Source organism: Asanoa hainanensis (genome assembly GCF_900188485.1).
Taxonomy (GTDB): Bacteria; Actinomycetota; Actinomycetes; order Mycobacteriales; family Micromonosporaceae; genus Asanoa; species Asanoa hainanensis.
This window is the reverse complement of record NZ_FZPH01000014.1, coordinates 47,498-63,441: the sequence shown is the minus strand read 5'-3', so window position 1 is coordinate 63,441 and position 15,944 is coordinate 47,498. Positions and strand designations below refer to the sequence as shown.

The following is a 15,944-nucleotide window of genomic DNA, read 5'->3' as shown; positions in this document are numbered from 1 at the left end:
ACGCCGTCCGCTTGGCCCGCGACGGGGCCGCCCCTCAACGACCTGGCGGCGAGGTCACAGCACACCGGACCCGATCAGCGTCATCTTCGTCATTCCCACCATCCTGGTTCGTCGTCGTCGATCTGGTTTCTGCGATCCGTGCCTTGCTGCCAGGCCCGTGACTCAGCCCGGTCTTGTTCCCAGGCGGCCGGGTGCGCTCGGCGCAGGCGCTCGAGCTGATCCTGTGCGCGAGCGAAGAACGCGTCGCGCTCGAGTCGATCCGTCGCAGCCAGGAGCAGCGTCTGCATCGTGATGCCCCGCGCACGGGCGAGCGCCGCCAATCGATCCGCGAGCGCGCTGTCGACCTCGATCGTCGTGGAACTCATGCGCGCCAGACTGCCGCTCCGTGCACCGGACCGGCTACTGATTACGCCCGGCTAGGACGTCTCGGTAGTGCGGGTTGTACATGAGCCCCAGGATGTTGTCGAAAGGGTCCGTGACCGTTGCCGTGACGAAGCCCTTGCCGCGGTCGCGCGGCGCCTCGCGGAGGGTCGCTCCGAGCTCGACCAGCCGGGCCACCTCGCCCTCGATGTCGTCGGTGTGCCAGTAGGCGACCACCCCGCCGGCGGTGGTCGGGACACCCTCCGGCGCGAACGCGCGGTTGACCAGGCCCAACTCCTGCTGATAGTCGCCGAAGCGGAACTCGATGTAGCCGCCCGGCACCTCGAAGTAGGGCTCGACGCCCAGCACCTTCGCGTACCACGCGCTGGCCGCGGCCAGGTCGTCGGTCCAGTAGTTGATCGTCGCGAAACCCCGAAGCATCCCCATGCCCCTCTCATCGGTGATGAACACGACGCTATCGGCGACCTCTGACACTTTCCGCCGCCGCCGCGACGCGGCATAGGCTCGGTGCGAACCCCCCTCGCGTTTGGAGCAGAACTTCGATGGCATCCCAAGCCGACCGCGTCATCGCGGTGCTACGTGCCGGCCACGACGACCTGACCGCCACGGTCGCCGCGTTCACCGCGGACGACCTCGCCAAGCCCTCCGGCGCCAGTGACTGGGACGTCTCCCAGGTGCTCAGCCACCTGGGCAGCGGCGCCGAGATCAACCTGGCGATCCTCGAGGCCGGGATCACCGGCAGCACCCCGCCCGACGGCGAGTTCAACAAGGGCGTCTGGGCCAAGTGGGACAACGCGACCCGCCAGAAGCGCGCCGAGTGGGTCGTCACCGCCAACGAGGCGCTGGTCAAGCGCTTCGAGGCCCTCGACGACCAGGAGCGTGCGGCGGTCCGGATCACGTACGCCTGGATGCCGGCACCGGTCGACGTCGCCGCCGCCGGGACCATGCGGTTGAACGAGTTCGCCCTGCACGCCTGGGACGTCGCGGTCGGCTTCGATCCGGCCGCCACCGTGGACGCCGCCTCCGCGTCCCTGCTGCTCGGCCAGGCCGCGCACATGTTCGGTTGGCTCGCCAAGCCGGAGCAGCTGGACGGCAAGACCGCGACCCTGGCCGTCGAGATCACCGACGTACCCGAGACCTTCGGGCTCACGCTCGGCCCGGAGGTCGCGCTCACCGCGACGCCGGAAAACCCCGACGGCTCCCTGCGGCTGCCCGCCGAGACCTGGCTGCGGCTGGTCACCGGCCGGCTCAAGCCCGAGTTCACGCCGGCTTCGGTCAAGCTCGACGGCCCGCTGACCATCGACGACCTGCGCCGGGTGTTCCCCGGCTTCTGAGTGCGCCACTCCCAGGCAGCACTCGACGACCTGCGCCGCCGGCTCCGCGCCACCCGATGGCCGGAACCGGCGCCGCCGGACGAGGACGCCTGGGCGCAGGGAGCACCGCTGGACTACACGAACCTGATGGCTGTGGCGGCGGCTAACCGACCTTCTTCCACGTGCCGCAGCCGTTGGTCTTGAAGTCCTGTCCCCTGGTGATCGTCACCCGCGGCAGACCGCCCGACGGCAGGTCGTTCTCGATGATTTCCGATCCGTTGGTGCCTGACTTCACGATCGCCCAGTAGCACATACCGGAGATCGGCCGCGTCACCTTGTAGGTGCCGGCCGGGACGTCCTCACTCACCGTCCAGATTCCGTCCTCGATCGTTGGCACCGGCTTCGGTGCAGGCTTGGCCGGTTTCATCGGCGCTGGCGTGGCGGCAACGCATGCCTGTCCGTCCTCATCGAGGTCGAGTGCGCGTGAGTAGCCAGGATCGCCAGCGCGGAGTGGAAGCGCACCAGCACGTTCGGCTTCGGCACAGGTGCCAAAGGGTCCACGAGTCGTGGCGACGACGTCTTCGACCGCCCCTGCCGACGCCGCAGGTTCGGCTGCGGCAGGTTGCTGGCTTACCGGATTTTCATCAGAGCTGAGTGCCGCGACGCCGAACCCGCCGCAGCACAAAGCGAATAGCAGGACGCCACCAACGATCCAGGGCGCCTTGTTGTGCCGCTTCCTCGTCGGCATGATGGGCGGCCCGTAATACGGAACGCCGCCAGGCGGAGTCGGAAAGGCTGGACCGTGACCCTGCGGGGGTTGCGGCGGCTGATAGGTCACGCTGGATGCTCCGGGTTCCGGGATCGCGGTCGGATCAACGCGGCCAGGCATCTCGATCCCATGAATGCCCGGGTGTGGTCACCGTGAAATCTGACTAAAAGGGATAAAGCTCGCGGCGACTCGCGCGTTGGACGGACGACGGAAACCGCTGACCGTGTGGCCTAACCCGGAAGCGACGGCTGTGACCTCAAGCGATCGAGCCGGGGGTGGCGATCCAGACCGCCGGCTGGCCCGTGACGGAGATGACCTCGTCGAAGTCGTGGTCGTAGTGCACCAGCGCCAGGCCGTTGAGCTCGGCCGTCGCGGCCAGCAGCAGGTCGACGACCCCGGCCGAACGGTGGCTACCGCGCGCGGTCATGGCGGCCTGCACCTCGGCGGCCCGGAGAAAGACCCGTTCCGGTATCGGGATCCACGTGAAGGTCACGCCGAGCAGTTCCACGAGCTCTTCCCGGTCGGCCTTGGACCGGGCACTGTAGAGCACCTCCATCTCGGTCAGCGGACAGATGCCCAGCACCCCGGCGGTGATCTGGGGCTGCCACCGCTGCCGCACGGAGCCGTCGCGCAGCAGCCGGATCACCGCGCTGGTGTCGATCAGGAACCGCGCCGGCGTCATTCGCGGTAGGCGGACTTGTCGAGCAGATCGTCGAACGCTCCGGCCTCGCCGAGCTCGGCCAGCCGGGCCAGCGCCTTGGCCCGCCGAAGCTGGTTGGCCGTCTCCCGTAGGGCGGTGTTGACCGTGTCTTTCTTCGTCTTGGTGCCGAGCAGCGCTGAAGCCTCGGCCAACGCCTCGTCGTCGACGTCGATGAGCACCTTGGTCACGGCACACCACCCTCGTATATACAGAACCGAAGGCCAGTATATACAGGAAGAGGTGGACGGGAGGTTAACTCCTGGCCAACCAGCGGTTGCGCGCCCGGCTGGGCCTCGTGAGGATCGATGGATTCCGACAAAGGAGTCCTCGATGTCTGATCTCGATCGTCGCACGTTGTTGCGGGGTGCCGCGGCCGCGGCCGGTGGTGTCGCGCTCGGCGGGCCGTTCCTCGGGTTCGTCAACCGTGACGCGGCCTCCGCCCACCCCACGGCGCCTCTTGTCGACAACATCGCCGACCTGCGGGACGGCAAGGTACGGCTGCACGTGCCCGCCGGCTTCCAGTACCGCTCCTTCCACGACACCGAGTCGCCGATCACCCTCGACGACGGCACCGCGCTCCCCGGGCGGCACGACGGCATGGGCGCCTTCCGCGACAAGGGCGACAAGAGCGGCAAAGGCAGGGACGACATCGTCCTCATCCGCAACCACGAGGTCAACAACCCCGGACCCGCGTTCGGGCCGCGTACGCCCTACGACCCCATGGCCCGCGGCGGCACCACGACCGTCCACGTCTCCCCGCGCGGCGAGGTGCGCCGCGCGTACACCAGCGTCAACGGCACCATGATGAACTGCTCCGGCGGGCGGATGCCCTGGGGCAGCTGGGTGACCTGCGAGGAGACCGTCAACGGGCCGGACGTCGGCCCGGACTTCACCAACGTCTCCAACATCCCCTTGACCAAGCCACACGGGTACGTGTTCGAGGTGCCCGTGCGCGGCGAGGCCACCGGCGAGCCGATCACCGCGGCCGGGCGGTTCACCCACGAGGCGGTGGCCTACGACCCGCACTCCGGCTACCTCTACCTGACCGAGGACAGCTTCGAGTTCCCGTCCGGTTTCTTCCGCTACAAACCGCGCAAGGACCCGATGCGGCTCGGCTACCTCGACAACCGGGGCCGGCTGCAGATGCTGGCCGTGCGCAAGCGGCCCAACATCCACCTGGAGGCGAACCAGCAGCGCGGGGCCACGTACGACGTGAAGTGGGTCGACATCGACGACCCCTCGCCGACGTTCCCCTACACGCCCGGGGAGACCGCGCCGACCACCAACGACGACGCGACCATCCACGTGCCCAAGCAGGGTTGGGAGCGGGGCGCGGCCTACTTCTCCAGACTCGAGGGCGCCGTGTACGACGACGGTGTCATCTACTTCACCTCCACCCAGGGTGGCGGCGAGGCGGAGACCGAGCTCGGGCCCCACGCCACCGGCGGCTACGGCAACGGGCACGGGCAGATCTGGGCCTACTACCCGAAGCACGAGGTGCTCCGCGCCGTCTACCAGTCGCCGGGTCCGGACACTCTGGACTTCCCCGACAACGTCACCACCAGCCCCCGCGGCACGCTGGTGGTCTGCGAGGACAACACCAACGACAACTACCTGCGTGGGCTGGGCCGCAACGGCCAGCTGTTCGACATCGCGCTCAACCGCCTGAAGTCGGCGGCCGGCACGGACCGGAGCAACGACGAGTTCGCCGGCTCCACGTTCAGCCCCGACGGCGGCACGCTGTTCGTCAACATCCAGGCCAGCGCCGGGATGACGTTCGCGATCTGGGGAGACTGGCGCCGGATCGGCGTCTGACGAGCCAAAACGGGCGGCGGCTGGGTACGGTGGGATCGTGCTCGCCCAGGTCGCGACCTTCGCCGCCGCCCGTGCGCTCCGCCTGCCCCCGGCCGTGCCGGGCCGGGTGACCGCCCACCGACATCAGCGGGTACGCGCCCGCGACGGTGTCGCGCTGGTGACCGACCACTACGCGACGGACGTGCCCGACGCCGGCACCGTGCTGATCCGCACACCTTATGGACGCGGTGGCGTGGTCACCCTGCTCGGGCGGCTGATCGCCGAGCGCGGGCTGCACACGGTGATCCAGTCCTGCCGCGGCACGTACGGGTCGGGCGGCAGCTTCGAGCCGATGCTGCACGAGCGCACCGACGGCATCGACACGGTCGACTGGCTGCGCCGGCAGCCCTGGTACAACGGGCACCTGGGGATGTTCGGCTCCAGCTACCAGGGCTTCGCCCAGTGGGCCGTGGCGCCCTACATCGGCGACGAGCTCCGCGCGATGGTGCTGGTCTGCACGACCTCGTCGGCCCGCGACTCCACGTACGCCGGTGAGTCCTTCTCCCTCGACACCGCGCTGACCTGGGCCGAGTTGCTCGCCGCCGAGGGGCAGCCGTTCCTCACCCGGCAGCGCGAGCTCAAGCGCGGCCAGCCGAAGCTGATGCGCGGGCTGGCCACCCTGCCGCTGGACACGGCCGACCAGGTCGCGGTGGGCGCGCCCGTCCGGTTCTTCCAGGAGTGGCTGCGCGAGGTCGAGCCGGACGCGGCGTACTGGGCGGACCGGCGGTTCGACTCCACCGTGGGCGAGGTGCGCGCGCCGATCGCGATGATCACCGGTTGGCACGACATCTTCCTGCCCGCGCAGCTGCGCGACTACGCGGCGCTGAAGGCCGCGGGCGCCGACCCGTACCTGATGATCGGGCCCTGGACACACGGCAGTCCCGGGCTGCTCGGCGCCTGGATGCGCGAGGGGCTGGCTTTCCTGTGCGAGCGGATGCCTCGCGGCGCCCTGGCGGCGGAGGCCCTGCGATCCCAGGCGCCGAAGCCGAACACGAACGCGAACGTACGCCTGCACGTAACCAACTCTGGCTGGCGCGACGTGCCCGAATGGCCACCGCCCGGCCGCACCGGGGAGATCTTCCTGCGGCCCGACGGCGGCCTGGGCCCGAGCCCCGAACCGGCCGCCGGCGAGCCGTCGCGCTTCTACTACGACCCGGCCGACCCGACCCCGTCCGCCGGCGGTGCGGTGCTGGCCGCCAACAAGGCCGGGCGCGTCGACAACGCCGCCGTGGAGCGCCGCGCCGACGTGCTGGTCTTCACCAGCGACCCGGTGGAGGAACCGCTGGACCTCGTCGGCGAGGTCGAGGCGACCATCTACACGCACGGCGAGCCGGAGTTCTTCGACGTGTTCGTGCGGCTGTGCGACGTGGATCCCCGGGGCCGGTCCTGGAACATCTGCGACGGGCTCGTGCGGGTCGCGCCGGGCCGGTTCCGGCGGGACGCCGACGGCGTGACCGAGGTGCGCGTGCCGATGTACCCGACCGCGTACCGGTTCGCGCCCGGGCACCGGCTGCGCGTGCAGGTGGCCGGCGGCGCGCACCCCCGGTGGGCGCGCAACCCGGGCACCGGCGAGCCGCTCGGCAGCGCGGTGACGCTGCGCGGCGGGCAGCGCTGGGTGTTCCACGACGAGGCGCGGCCCTCGGCGGTCCGGTTCACGGTCGCACCCTGAGCCCGCCTTTTCGCGAATTTCTCTCTTTTCCCACCGACCCCATTTCCGGCAAATAGCCTGAATTGACCGATGGCGGCGTGGATCGCCACCGGTCAGGTCGGAAGGGGGACCGACGATGAAGTCTGCTCTGATGCGTGCGCTGACCGCCGGCGTGCTGGCCAGCGCCGCCGCGGTCGCCCTGCTGCCGGGCATAGCCGCCGCCGCGCCGACCGCCACCGTGGTCGCCGGTGGCCCGCTCAACCTCCGCACCGGACCGTCCACGGCGGACGCCCGGGCCGGCTCGGTCGCCGACGGCACGAAGGTGACCGCGGTCTGCCAGGAGTTCGGCGAACAGATCAAGGGCACGGAGCGGGCGACGCCGTACTGGGACCGGCTGTCCAACGGAAACTACGTCTCGGACGGCTACCTGCGCTGGTCGCCATCGCGTCCCTGGCTGCCCTGGTGCACCCCGAAGGGTGCCAGCGTCGCCACGGTCAGCAGCGGCGGCGGCTCGATCAACGTCCGCGAAGGCGCCACCACGAGCAGCGCCCGCATCGGCACCCTGACCAACGGCACCGGGCTGGCGATCAACTGCCAGGTGTGGGGCCAGAAGGTGGTCGGGCACGTCCGGACCACCTACGCCTGGGACCGGCTGACCGACGGCCGGTACGTGTCGGACGCACTCGTCTCGTACAGCAAGGGCATGCCGAACCTGCCCTGGTGCGGCCAGGCACCGCCGACCGTGCCGGCGTCGGGTGCGGCGCAGTTCCTCGCCCGGGTCGCCGAGCCGGCCAAGCTGGGCTTCCAGAAGTACAAGGTGCCGGCCTCGGTGACCATCGCGCAGTCGATCCTCGAGTCCGGCTGGGGCCGCTCCTACCTGACGCGGCGCGACCACAGCTACTTCGGCATCAAGTGCTTCGGCAACCCCGGGACGATCGCGTTGGGCTGCCGGACGTACGCGACGCAGGAGTGCGAGGGCAACAGCTGCTACGACACCTCGGCGACCTTCCGGGCGTACCGCAACGCGACCGCGTCCTTCGCCGACCACGGCTACTTCCTGACCGTGAACAGCCGCTACAAGCCGGCGTTCAAGTACAGCAACAACCCGAACCAGTTCGCGAAGGAGATCCACAAGGCCGGCTACGCGACCTCTCCCTCGTACGCGAGCGACCTGATCGAGATCATGAAGGCGTACAACCTCTACAAGTACGACCCGGTGGCCAAGAAGCCTCAGGTGTGACGGCTCGTGTCGCGGACCCGGTGTTGTTTGAGCCGGGCCCGCTCCACGGCCGCCTTGCGGGACTCGCGCCTGCGGGTCTCGTAGGCGATCTCCCGGGCCAGGCGCTGCCAGCTCTCCCATCGGCGGGGGCTCAGCTCGCCGGACTCCAGCGCCGCGCGGACCGCGCAGTTGGGCTCGGCCTGGTGGGTGCAGTCGGCGAAGCGGCAGGCCGCGATGAGCTCGGCCACGTCGGCGAACGCCTGGCCCAGACCTTCGGCGCCGTCGAGCAGGCCGACCTGGCGCATGCCGGGCGTGTCCAGCACGGCGCCGCCACCGGGGATCGGGATCAGGGCGCGGTAGGTAGTCATGTGTCGGCCCTTGCCGTCGCTCTCGCGGACGGCCCGGGTGCCCATCACGGCCGCCCCGGCGAGGGCGTTGACCAGCGTGGACTTGCCGGCGCCGGACGGACCGAGCAGGCCGAGCGTGCGGCCGGCCGCGACCAGCGGGCGCACCTGGTCGAGACCCGTGCCGCGCTGGGAGCTGACGCAGAGCACCTCGACGCCGGGCGCTGACCGGGCGAGGTCTTCTGCCACAGCGGCCGGATTGGGCACGGTGTCGCACTTCGTGAGCAGGACCAGCGGGCGGGCGCCGGAGTCCCAGGCGAGCGCCAGCAGCCGCTCGACGCGGCCCACGTCGGGCGCCGGCTCCAGCGGCTCGACCACGGCGGCGACGTCGAGGTTGGCCGCCAGCACCTGGCCGGACGAGTCCTTGTCGGCCGTGCGCCGGACGATCGCCGTGCGGCGGGGCAGCACCGCCTCGATGGTGACCCGGTCGTCGGGCCAGGCGCGCACCAGCACCCAGTCGCCCGCGCAGGGCAGCCGGGCGGGGTCGCGGGACGCCGCGGCCAGCACCGCGCCGGCCAGGCTGGCCCGCACCGGGCCGTCGGCGCACAGCACGGTGCAGACGCCGCGGTCGACCCGGGCCACCCGGCCCGGCACCACGTCGGCGTCGAACGCCGGCAGGCCGGCGGAGTACGCGGCGTCCCAACCGAGGGACGCGAGATCAAAGGTCATGGGTGCCTTTCGTCGTTGGCATCGACGGTAAGGCCGACCCGGTGGGGCCGAAACCGAATTTGGCGCCGGCCCGGATAGGGTTTGTCAGGCGAGGCGAAAGGGGCCGCTGTGAGCACGGATCCGCTGGCATTGATGGCCGAGGTCGACCGGGCCACCGAGCGCCTGATCACGACGGCCGCCGGGTTCGACGACGCGGCCGTCGCGGAGCCGTCCGCCCTGCCCGGGTGGACCCGCGGACACGTGCTGGCGCACGTCGCGCGCAACGCCGACGGCCTGCGCAACCTGCTGGTCTGGGCCCGCACCGGCGTGGTCACCCTGCAGTACCAACCCGGCCAGCGCGACCGCGAGATCGCCCGCGACGCCGACCGGCCGGCCGCGGTGCACCTCGCCGACCTGCGCGAGTCGACCCGGGCGTACGCGGAGGCGGCCGAGGCCCTCACCCCGGAGCAGTGGTCGACCATCCTGGACGTGCCCGGCCGGCCGCAGCCCACCCTCTACAGCACCTGGCGCCGGCTGCGCGAGGTGGAGCTGCACCACGTGGACCTGGCGGCCGGCTACGGCCCCGACGACTGGCCGGACGCCTTCGCCCACCGGCTGCTGCGCGACGTGGTGGGTGGCTTCGACGGCACCACGCCGCTGGTGCTGCGGCCCGCCGACATCGGCCACCCGCTCGAGGTGGGCACCGGCGGCCCGGTCGTGTCCGGCTCGGCGTGCGAGCTGGTCGCGTGGCTCACCGGCCGCTCCGCCGGAGTCGACCTCACCGTGACACCCGACGGTCCACTGCCCAACCCGCCCGACTGGATGTAAGGATTCCGCCCATGTCGTCGTACACCGGAAACGTCGAGACCGGCGGCGCGCCGGACGTCCGGGAGCTGCCCGGCCTGCGCATCACCAAGGTCTCGGTCGGCCCGATGGACAACAACGCGTACCTGCTGGAATGTCTGTCCACTGGAGACCTGCTGCTGATCGACGCCGCCAACGAGGCGCCGCGGTTGCTGGAGCTGGTCGGCGATCGCCCACTGTCCACGGTGGTCACCACGCACCAGCACATGGACCACTGGGTCGCGCTGGAGGAGGTCGTCGCGGCGACCGGCGCCCGCCCGCTGGCCCACCCCGACGACGCCGAGGGCCTGCCCATCAGCACCTCGCCGGTGGTCGACGGCGACCGGATCCCGGTGGGCGACTGCGAGATCGAGGTCATCCACCTGGTCGGCCACACGCCGGGCTCGATCGCGCTGCTCTACCGCGATCCGAAGGGCACGCCGCACCTGTTCACCGGCGACAGCCTCTTCCCGGGCGGCGTCGGCAACACCCACGACGACCCGGAGGCGTTCGCGTCGCTGATCGGCGACGTCGAGACCAAGCTGTTCGGCGCGCTGCCGGACGAGACGTGGTTCTACCCGGGCCACGGCAAGGACTCCACGCTGGGCGCCGAGCGCCCGTCGGTGCCGGAGTGGCGCGCCCGCGGCTGGTAGCCGGGTGGGGGCGCGCCCCCACCCCTCAGCTGGCCGGCCGGAAACAGACCGCCCAGACGGTGCCCTGACCGACCGTGTCGGTCGGGTTGGTGAAGCTCGCCCGCCAGGCGACGAGGCCACCCTGCGGTCCCACCACGGGCGCGCTGGCGACGACGGACAGGTTGCCCTGGTCGACCTCGAACCCGCCTCCGCTGAGCAGGGTCCCGTCCGGGCAGAACGCGAGGATCGACTCGTCGGACGTGTTCGCCGGGATCGGTGCCGTGTCCGCGATGACGCCGGGGGTCCCGAGCTCACCGGGCGGGCCCTGGACGTTCCAGCTCACCCGCTGCTCCCCCCGATCGCAGCCGCGGCCGGCCTCCCGCGCCTCCCGAGGCGGGTTCGGGATGCGCACGTCACCGGTCTTCCGGTTGACGCAGGCGTTGATGACGGAGGCCGCCTCGGGCTCGGCCTGGGCGAAACTGCCGAAGGCCAACAGCACCGTGGCGACCAGTCCGCTGACGGTCAGCACCCGGTTTCGGGTCGCAGCTTTCACGTTCGCTCCTCGATGACGTCGAGATCCCCCCGTGTGGGAGCTCAAAGCCGGTTATATCGAGGAGGCGGCCGCGCGTTAGGTCGCCACTCCGTGACCGTCAGTGCTCGTCGTAGTGACCCTCGTGGGCCGCGTGGCGGTGGTCCTCGTGCAGGTAGTCGACGTGGTCGCCGTGTGCCACCGACGGGTGTCCGCAGCCGTCGCCGTGCACGTGGGTGTGTGCTTCCGCTTCGACGTGGTCCTTGACGGAGCATTCGTCGTAGTGGTCGCCGTGCTTCGTGTGCGCGTGGCCGTCGTGCAGGTAGTCGACGTGCCCGTCGTGCTGCAGGCCGATGTGGCCGCAGCTCTTGCCGTGCTGGTGCTGGTGGCCCTCGGTGCTCGTGTGGTCCTGGGCCAGGCACTCGTCGTAGTGGCCGTCGTGGGAGTGGTGCCGGTGGCCGTCGTGCAGGTAGTCGATGTGGCCCACGTGTTCGAACGCCTCGTGGCCGCAGTCGATGCCGTGGATGTGCTCGTGGGTCGCGAGATGCGCCTGGTGTTCCGTGTCGACCGACATGGCTCCACCTCCGCTCGTCAGGGTTGTCCCCTACGCCGCAATTATCCTCCTGCCCGGCCGGTGATCATGGGCCTTGCGGGATGTCAGGATCGGTGGCATGGAGTTCCTCTGTTACCACCGTGACCGGCCGGGATCGATGCCGTTGCGCGCCGAGCTGACCGAGGCGCATTGGTCCTACATGGACGGTTACGCGGCCGAGCTGATCGCCCGCGGACCGACCCTGACCGACGACGGCGAGACGGCCACCGGCAGCGTGCACATCGTCGACCTGCCCGACCCCGCGGCCGCCCGGGCGTTCGCCTTCGACGAGCCGAACTACCAGGCCGGCGTCTACCGCGACGTGCTGCTGCGCCGGTGGCACAACGCCCTGGGGCGCACGATGTGGGACTTCCCGGGCGGCCGCACGGAGGAGGCCTGCTTCCTGGTGTTCGGCTTCGGCGCGGGAGAGGCCGTGGACCTGTCGGTGCCGCCCCGACCCGACGACCTGATCGCGTACGGGCCGCTGCTCTCCGACGACGGCACCGCCTGGTTGGGCACCGCCGCCCTGGTCCGGGCCGCGGACGAGGAGGACGCACGCACCGTCCTCACAGGGGACCGGTACGCCGCCGTCGAAGTCCACAACTGGACCTTCGGCGGGCGCCGCTAGACGAGGACCGCCCCGCCGGCCACGTCCACGATCACGCCGGTGATCCAGCTCGACTGCTCCGAGGCCAGGAACAGCGCGGTCTCGGCGACGTCGGCCGGGGTGCCGAGGCGGCGCAGCGGGTGGGCTTCCGCCAGCGCGCGCTGCGTCTCCTCCGGGATCCAGCCCCGGTTCGTCTCGGTCAGGATCGTCTCGGGTGCGATGCAGTTGGCCCGGATGCCGAACGGACCGACCTGCGCGGCCAGGTCCTGGGTGAAGAGCTGCACACCCGCCTTGGCCACGGCGTACGCCACGATGGTGCGCTCGCTGGGTTTGCGCCCCGCGGCCGACGACAGCGTGATGATGGTGCCCGCGCGGCGCTGCTTCATGCCCGGCAGGTACCGGCGCACGGTGAGGAAGGTGCCGGTCAGGTTCTGGTCGAGGTCGGCGCGCCAGCTCTCCTCGGTGATGTCCTCGATCGGCGCCGGCCGGCTCGTGGTGTTGCCCGCGTTGGCGACCAGGACGTCGACCCGGCCGTGCCGCTCCATGATCTGGTCGTGCATCCGGTCGAGGTCCGCGGCGACGGTGACGTCGCCGGTCACGACCAGGGCGTCACCACCGATCCGCTCCCGCACTTCGGCCAGCGCGCTCGCCGAACGGCCGTGCAGCACCACGTCGGCTCCCGCTGCGGCGAAGGTCTCCGCGATCGCGGCACCGATCCCGCGCGAGCTGCCCGTCACCAGGGCCACCTGATTCGAAAGGTCCATGCCTCACAGCGTGCGCGCGCCCCGCGGCACCGTCGTCGGTTCGGGAGCGACATCGGGCGTACGCGAATCCGCGTAGGGCAGGAGTCGTTCGGCGAGGGCCAGGGCCAGCGCGACGAGGCCGAGCAGGGCGCCGACCAGCACCGCTCCGCGCGGGCCGTGGCTCGGCAGCACGAGGCCACCGAGCCAGGCGCCGGCGGTGATGCCGACGTTGACCGCGGCGGAGAGGGTGGCCGCGGCCAGGTCTGAGCGGCCGGGCGCCACCCGCAGCACCAGGCCGCCGAGCGCCGCCGTGAACGCCGCGAACGCGAGCCCGGACAGCGCGAGCAGGGTGACGGCGGCGGCCGGCCACCCGCCCAGCGCGTAGAGGCCGACCAGGGCCACCGCCTGCAGCCCGACGGTGAGAACCAGGGCGGGCCACGGCCGGCGGTCGACGAACCCGCCGAAGGCCAGGATCCCGAGCACGCTGGCGACGCCGCGGACCAGGAGGACGGCTCCGAGCGACGCGGCGGCCAGCCCGCTGACCTCGGTGACGAACAGGGCGACATAGGTGTACGCGGCGATGGCGCCGGCGGTCGTCAGGACGGCGACACCGACGAGCAGCCAGAACCGCCGTGCGTCGGGGGTCGCGCCCCGGGCCGCGTGGCCCTCGTCGGGCCGGGTCGACGGCAACAGCGCGGCCACGGTGACCAGCACGATCGCCCCGAGCCCGGCCACCGCCAGGAACGACGCCTGCCAGCCGGCCCGCTCGCCGAGCCACGTGCCGGCGGGCACGCCCAGCACCAGGGCGACGTTGCCGCCGGCGAACACGACCGCGACCACCCGCCCGCGCACGCCGGGCCGGAACAGCTCGGCCGCGGCCGGCACCACGACGGCCCAGAACAGCGCATGGGTCGCGGCCGTCGCGAGCCGGGCCACCAGGACCAGGGCGAAGCCGCTCGCGAACACCGTGGTCACGGTGCTGACCACGAAGCCGGCCAGGAGAGCCGACAGCAGGCGCCGCCGGGGAATCCGCCTGGCCAGCGCGGTCAGCGGGATCGAGAGGGCGACGACCACCGCCCCGTACGCGGTGACGAGCGCACCCACCCGGGTCGGCGGGACCCCGAGGTCGGCGGCCATCGGCAGCAACAGGCCGATCGGCAGCGCCTCGGCGGTGGTGTAGAGGAACGTGCCGCCCGCCAGGCCGATCAGGGCTCCTACCGCGCGCCGGTTCCTCATGAGTTACCCCCAAACGACGTTATGGTGGAAACAGACTAACGGGCACGTTCGACGCGGCGCTACTGGTAAAGTTCGTTTTGATGGAAACAGTCGAGCGGATGCGTCTGGTGGGCGGCAACGTCGCCCTGGACTTCGTCAACACGCGCAGTGGGCCACCCACCGGCCCGCCGGACGACGACGTGCTCACGAGCTACCGCGACCTGGTCGCGTGGGCCGCGTACGCGGGCGTGGTGGAGGCCGCCGTGGACGAACCGGCCGGCGAGGCGGCCGCCCTCGAACGGGCGCTGCGCACCCGCGACTACCTCGACGAGCTGTTCCGGTCGCTGGCCGACGGCGGCACCCCGAGCGCCGCCGCACTGGACCGGCTCCGCGACGACGAGGCCGAGGCGATCGCCCACGCGCGCCTCGACGCCGGCTTCGCGTGGAGCTGGCACGACGACCACAGCGCTCTCCGGCCACTGTGGCCGGTGGTGCACGCGGCGGTCGACCTGCTCACCGCCGGGCCGCGCGAGCGGATCAAGGGCTGCGGCGGCTGTCGATTCCTGTTCGTCGACGAGAGCAAGAACCGCAGCCGCCGCTGGTGCAGCATGGAGGACTGCGGCACCACCGAGAAGATGCGGCGCTACGTAGCGGTGCGCCGCACCCGAGCAACAAGGGGTTAGGGTGGCCTTAGGGCCTGTCCTGCCGTTCAACGCGGCCTGCGACGGGCCCTAGCGATCCGACGGAAGGTACGGCATGACAGCGCCTACGCGGCAAGGCCGCCCGCAGCACGTGCTCGCGGTGGAGTCGACCGAGCAGGTCGGCCCGCACCTGGTGCGGGTGGTCCTCTCCGGCGAGTCCCTGGCCGACTTCGGCGGCAACGGGCACACCGACGCGTACGTGAAGCTGCGGTTCACCGACGCCGACGAGCGACCGGTGACCCGCACGTACACCGTCCGCTGGCATGATCGGGCCACCAAGCGGCTGGCCATCGACTTCGTGACGCACGGTGACACGGGCATCGCCGCGGTGTGGGCCATGCGGGCGGTGCCGGGCGACGAGCTCGTGCTGTCCGGCCCGGGCGGGGCGTACGCGCCGGACCCGGCGACCGCCTGGCACGTGTTCGCCGGCGACCTCTCCGCCCTGCCCGCCATCTCGGCGGCTCTGGAGGCGTTGCCCGCCGACGCGAAGGGCGCCGCCTATCTCGAGGTCGCCGCCGAGGCCGACATCCTCCACCTCAAATGCCCGGCCGGGGTGGCCCTGAACTGGCTGGTCAACCCCGACTTCGACGACGTGGCCTTCCTGGCGCGCGCGGTCGACGGCGGGCCGTGGCCGGACGCGAGCGGGGTCCAGGTCTTCGTCCACGGCGAGCGGGAGTCCGTCAAGGCGATCCGCGCGGTCCTGCGCACCCGCGCGGTCCCCCGCGAGGCCATCTCCATCTCCGGTTACTGGGCGCGCGGTCGCACCGAGGACGTGTTCCAGGCCGAGAAGCGGGAGCCGATCGGTCGCATCGAGTGACGATCGGCAAGTCCATCGCCCTGTACGTCGCTGCCGCCCTCGCCGAGATCGGTGGCGCCTGGCTGGTGTGGCAGGGCGTACGCGAGCACCGCGGGCTGCTGTGGGTCGGTGCCGGCGTCGCCGCGCTCGGCCTATACGGCTTCGTCGCCACCTTCCAGCCCGACGCGCACTTCGGCCGGGTCCTGGCCGCGTACGGCGGTGTCTTCGTGGCCGGCTCCCTCGCCTGGGGCGTGATCGTCGACAAGTTCCGGCCGGACCGCTACGACATCGCCGGCGCGATCCTGTGCCTGGCCGGCGTCGCGGTAATCATGTACGCGCCGCGGGTATAG

21 protein-coding genes are annotated in these 15,944 nt (G+C 71.5%); 11 read left to right on the top strand and 10 right to left on the bottom strand.

The features are described from left to right. Positions 1 to 89 precede the first annotated feature (89 nt). On the bottom strand, positions 90 to 365 hold the full coding sequence (locus CHC05_RS28985; RefSeq protein ID WP_089253777.1) for a hypothetical protein: 276 nt from the start codon (positions 363 to 365) through the stop codon (positions 90 to 92). 34 nt (positions 366 to 399) lie between these two features. Beyond that, positions 400 to 807: a VOC family protein gene (locus CHC05_RS28980; protein ID WP_089253776.1), complete on the bottom strand. Its 408-nt coding sequence runs from the start codon at positions 805 to 807 to the stop codon at positions 400 to 402. 116 nt (positions 808 to 923) lie between these two features. On the opposite strand from CHC05_RS28980, the gene CHC05_RS28975 reads away from it, so the two are divergent. Together CHC05_RS28975 and CHC05_RS43305 are read left to right on the top strand one after the other, a co-directional pair. After that, a complete protein-coding gene (locus CHC05_RS28975) occupies positions 924 to 1,715 on the top strand; it encodes a maleylpyruvate isomerase family mycothiol-dependent enzyme (RefSeq protein ID WP_179266426.1) in 792 nt (263 codons plus the stop codon). Continuing rightward, a complete protein-coding gene (locus CHC05_RS43305) occupies positions 1,716 to 1,898 on the top strand; it encodes an epoxide hydrolase N-terminal domain-containing protein (RefSeq protein ID WP_342745688.1) in 183 nt (60 codons plus the stop codon). Here the strand turns inward: CHC05_RS43305 and CHC05_RS28970 are convergent. The 3 genes from CHC05_RS28970 to CHC05_RS28960 form a co-directional block, all read right to left on the bottom strand. Further along, on the bottom strand, positions 1,858 to 2,532 hold the full coding sequence (locus CHC05_RS28970; RefSeq protein ID WP_218824708.1) for an excalibur calcium-binding domain-containing protein: 675 nt from the start codon (positions 2,530 to 2,532) through the stop codon (positions 1,858 to 1,860). The two genes, CHC05_RS43305 and CHC05_RS28970, sit on opposite strands and share 41 nt — an antisense overlap. A 187-nt stretch (positions 2,533 to 2,719) precedes the next feature. Next, positions 2,720 to 3,145 carry a PIN domain nuclease gene (locus CHC05_RS28965; RefSeq protein ID WP_089253774.1) on the bottom strand — a complete coding sequence of 142 codons (426 nt, stop codon included), beginning with the start codon at positions 3,143 to 3,145 and terminating at the stop codon, positions 2,720 to 2,722. Beyond that, positions 3,142 to 3,351 carry a type II toxin-antitoxin system VapB family antitoxin gene (locus CHC05_RS28960; protein WP_089253773.1) on the bottom strand — a complete coding sequence of 70 codons (210 nt, stop codon included), beginning with the start codon at positions 3,349 to 3,351 and terminating at the stop codon, positions 3,142 to 3,144. The genes CHC05_RS28965 and CHC05_RS28960 overlap by 4 nt, the downstream gene beginning before the upstream one ends. Before the next feature lie 142 nt (positions 3,352 to 3,493). Here CHC05_RS28960 and CHC05_RS28955 point away from each other — a divergent pair, with 142 nt between their 5' ends. From CHC05_RS28955 to gsmA, 3 genes are all read left to right on the top strand, one after another. After that, on the top strand, positions 3,494 to 4,978 hold the full coding sequence (locus CHC05_RS28955) for a PhoX family protein (RefSeq protein ID WP_089253772.1): 1,485 nt from the start codon (positions 3,494 to 3,496) through the stop codon (positions 4,976 to 4,978). A 37-nt stretch (positions 4,979 to 5,015) separates the two neighbouring features. Continuing rightward, a complete protein-coding gene (locus CHC05_RS28950; protein WP_089253771.1) occupies positions 5,016 to 6,686 on the top strand; it encodes a CocE/NonD family hydrolase in 1,671 nt (556 codons plus the stop codon). 115 nt (positions 6,687 to 6,801) lie between these two features. Beyond that, positions 6,802 to 7,905, top strand: coding sequence for a sporangiospore maturation cell wall hydrolase GsmA (gsmA, locus tag CHC05_RS28945; RefSeq protein WP_089253770.1), 1,104 nt, complete (start codon positions 6,802 to 6,804; stop codon positions 7,903 to 7,905). Here gsmA and rsgA read toward each other — a convergent pair. Further along, positions 7,896 to 8,957: a ribosome small subunit-dependent GTPase A gene (gene rsgA, locus CHC05_RS28940; protein WP_089253769.1), complete on the bottom strand. Its 1,062-nt coding sequence runs from the start codon at positions 8,955 to 8,957 to the stop codon at positions 7,896 to 7,898. The genes gsmA and rsgA overlap by 10 nt on opposite strands. 108 nt (positions 8,958 to 9,065) lie before the next feature. On the opposite strand from rsgA, the gene CHC05_RS28935 reads away from it, so the two are divergent. Both CHC05_RS28935 and CHC05_RS28930 read left to right on the top strand, forming a co-directional pair. Beyond that, positions 9,066 to 9,764 (top strand): maleylpyruvate isomerase family mycothiol-dependent enzyme, encoded by a 699-nt coding sequence (locus tag CHC05_RS28935; protein WP_089253768.1) that lies wholly within the window; start codon positions 9,066 to 9,068, stop codon positions 9,762 to 9,764. Positions 9,765 to 9,775: 11 nt separating this feature from the next. After that, positions 9,776 to 10,432 (top strand): MBL fold metallo-hydrolase, encoded by a 657-nt coding sequence (locus CHC05_RS28930; protein ID WP_089253767.1) that lies wholly within the window; start codon positions 9,776 to 9,778, stop codon positions 10,430 to 10,432. Positions 10,433 to 10,457: 25 nt separating this feature from the next. Here the strand turns inward: CHC05_RS28930 and CHC05_RS28925 are convergent, their stop codons facing one another. Together CHC05_RS28925 and CHC05_RS28920 are read right to left on the bottom strand one after the other, a co-directional pair. After that, the gene (locus CHC05_RS28925) at positions 10,458 to 10,964 is read right to left on the bottom strand and encodes a hypothetical protein (protein WP_144022819.1); all 507 of its coding nucleotides are present in this window, start codon (positions 10,962 to 10,964) and stop codon (positions 10,458 to 10,460) included. 97 nt (positions 10,965 to 11,061) lie between these two features. Continuing rightward, positions 11,062 to 11,514 carry a hypothetical protein gene (locus CHC05_RS28920; protein WP_089253765.1) on the bottom strand — a complete coding sequence of 151 codons (453 nt, stop codon included), beginning with the start codon at positions 11,512 to 11,514 and terminating at the stop codon, positions 11,062 to 11,064. A gap of 97 nt (positions 11,515 to 11,611) precedes the next feature. Between CHC05_RS28920 and CHC05_RS28915 the strand changes: the two genes are divergently transcribed. Further along, positions 11,612 to 12,160 carry a YciI family protein gene (locus tag CHC05_RS28915; protein ID WP_089253764.1) on the top strand — a complete coding sequence of 183 codons (549 nt, stop codon included), beginning with the start codon at positions 11,612 to 11,614 and terminating at the stop codon, positions 12,158 to 12,160. Here the strand turns inward: CHC05_RS28915 and CHC05_RS28910 are convergent. Further along, the gene (locus CHC05_RS28910; protein WP_089253763.1) at positions 12,157 to 12,903 is read right to left on the bottom strand and encodes an SDR family NAD(P)-dependent oxidoreductase; all 747 of its coding nucleotides are present in this window, start codon (positions 12,901 to 12,903) and stop codon (positions 12,157 to 12,159) included. The genes CHC05_RS28915 and CHC05_RS28910 overlap by 4 nt on opposite strands. A 3-nt stretch (positions 12,904 to 12,906) precedes the next feature. Continuing rightward, a complete protein-coding gene (locus CHC05_RS28905) occupies positions 12,907 to 14,118 on the bottom strand; it encodes an MFS transporter (RefSeq protein WP_089253762.1) in 1,212 nt (403 codons plus the stop codon). 80 nt (positions 14,119 to 14,198) lie between these two features. Between CHC05_RS28905 and CHC05_RS28900 the strand changes: the two genes are divergently transcribed. The 3 genes from CHC05_RS28900 (at position 14,199) to CHC05_RS28890 (ending at position 15,944) form a co-directional block, all read left to right on the top strand. Further along, positions 14,199 to 14,780 (top strand): CGNR zinc finger domain-containing protein, encoded by a 582-nt coding sequence (locus CHC05_RS28900; protein WP_089253761.1) that lies wholly within the window; start codon positions 14,199 to 14,201, stop codon positions 14,778 to 14,780. 73 nt (positions 14,781 to 14,853) lie between these two features. Next, positions 14,854 to 15,615 carry a siderophore-interacting protein gene (locus CHC05_RS28895; RefSeq protein WP_089253760.1) on the top strand — a complete coding sequence of 254 codons (762 nt, stop codon included), beginning with the start codon at positions 14,854 to 14,856 and terminating at the stop codon, positions 15,613 to 15,615. Beyond that, positions 15,612 to 15,944 (top strand): YnfA family protein, encoded by a 333-nt coding sequence (locus CHC05_RS28890; protein ID WP_089253759.1) that lies wholly within the window; start codon positions 15,612 to 15,614, stop codon positions 15,942 to 15,944. Before CHC05_RS28895 ends, CHC05_RS28890 begins: the two co-directional genes overlap by 4 nt.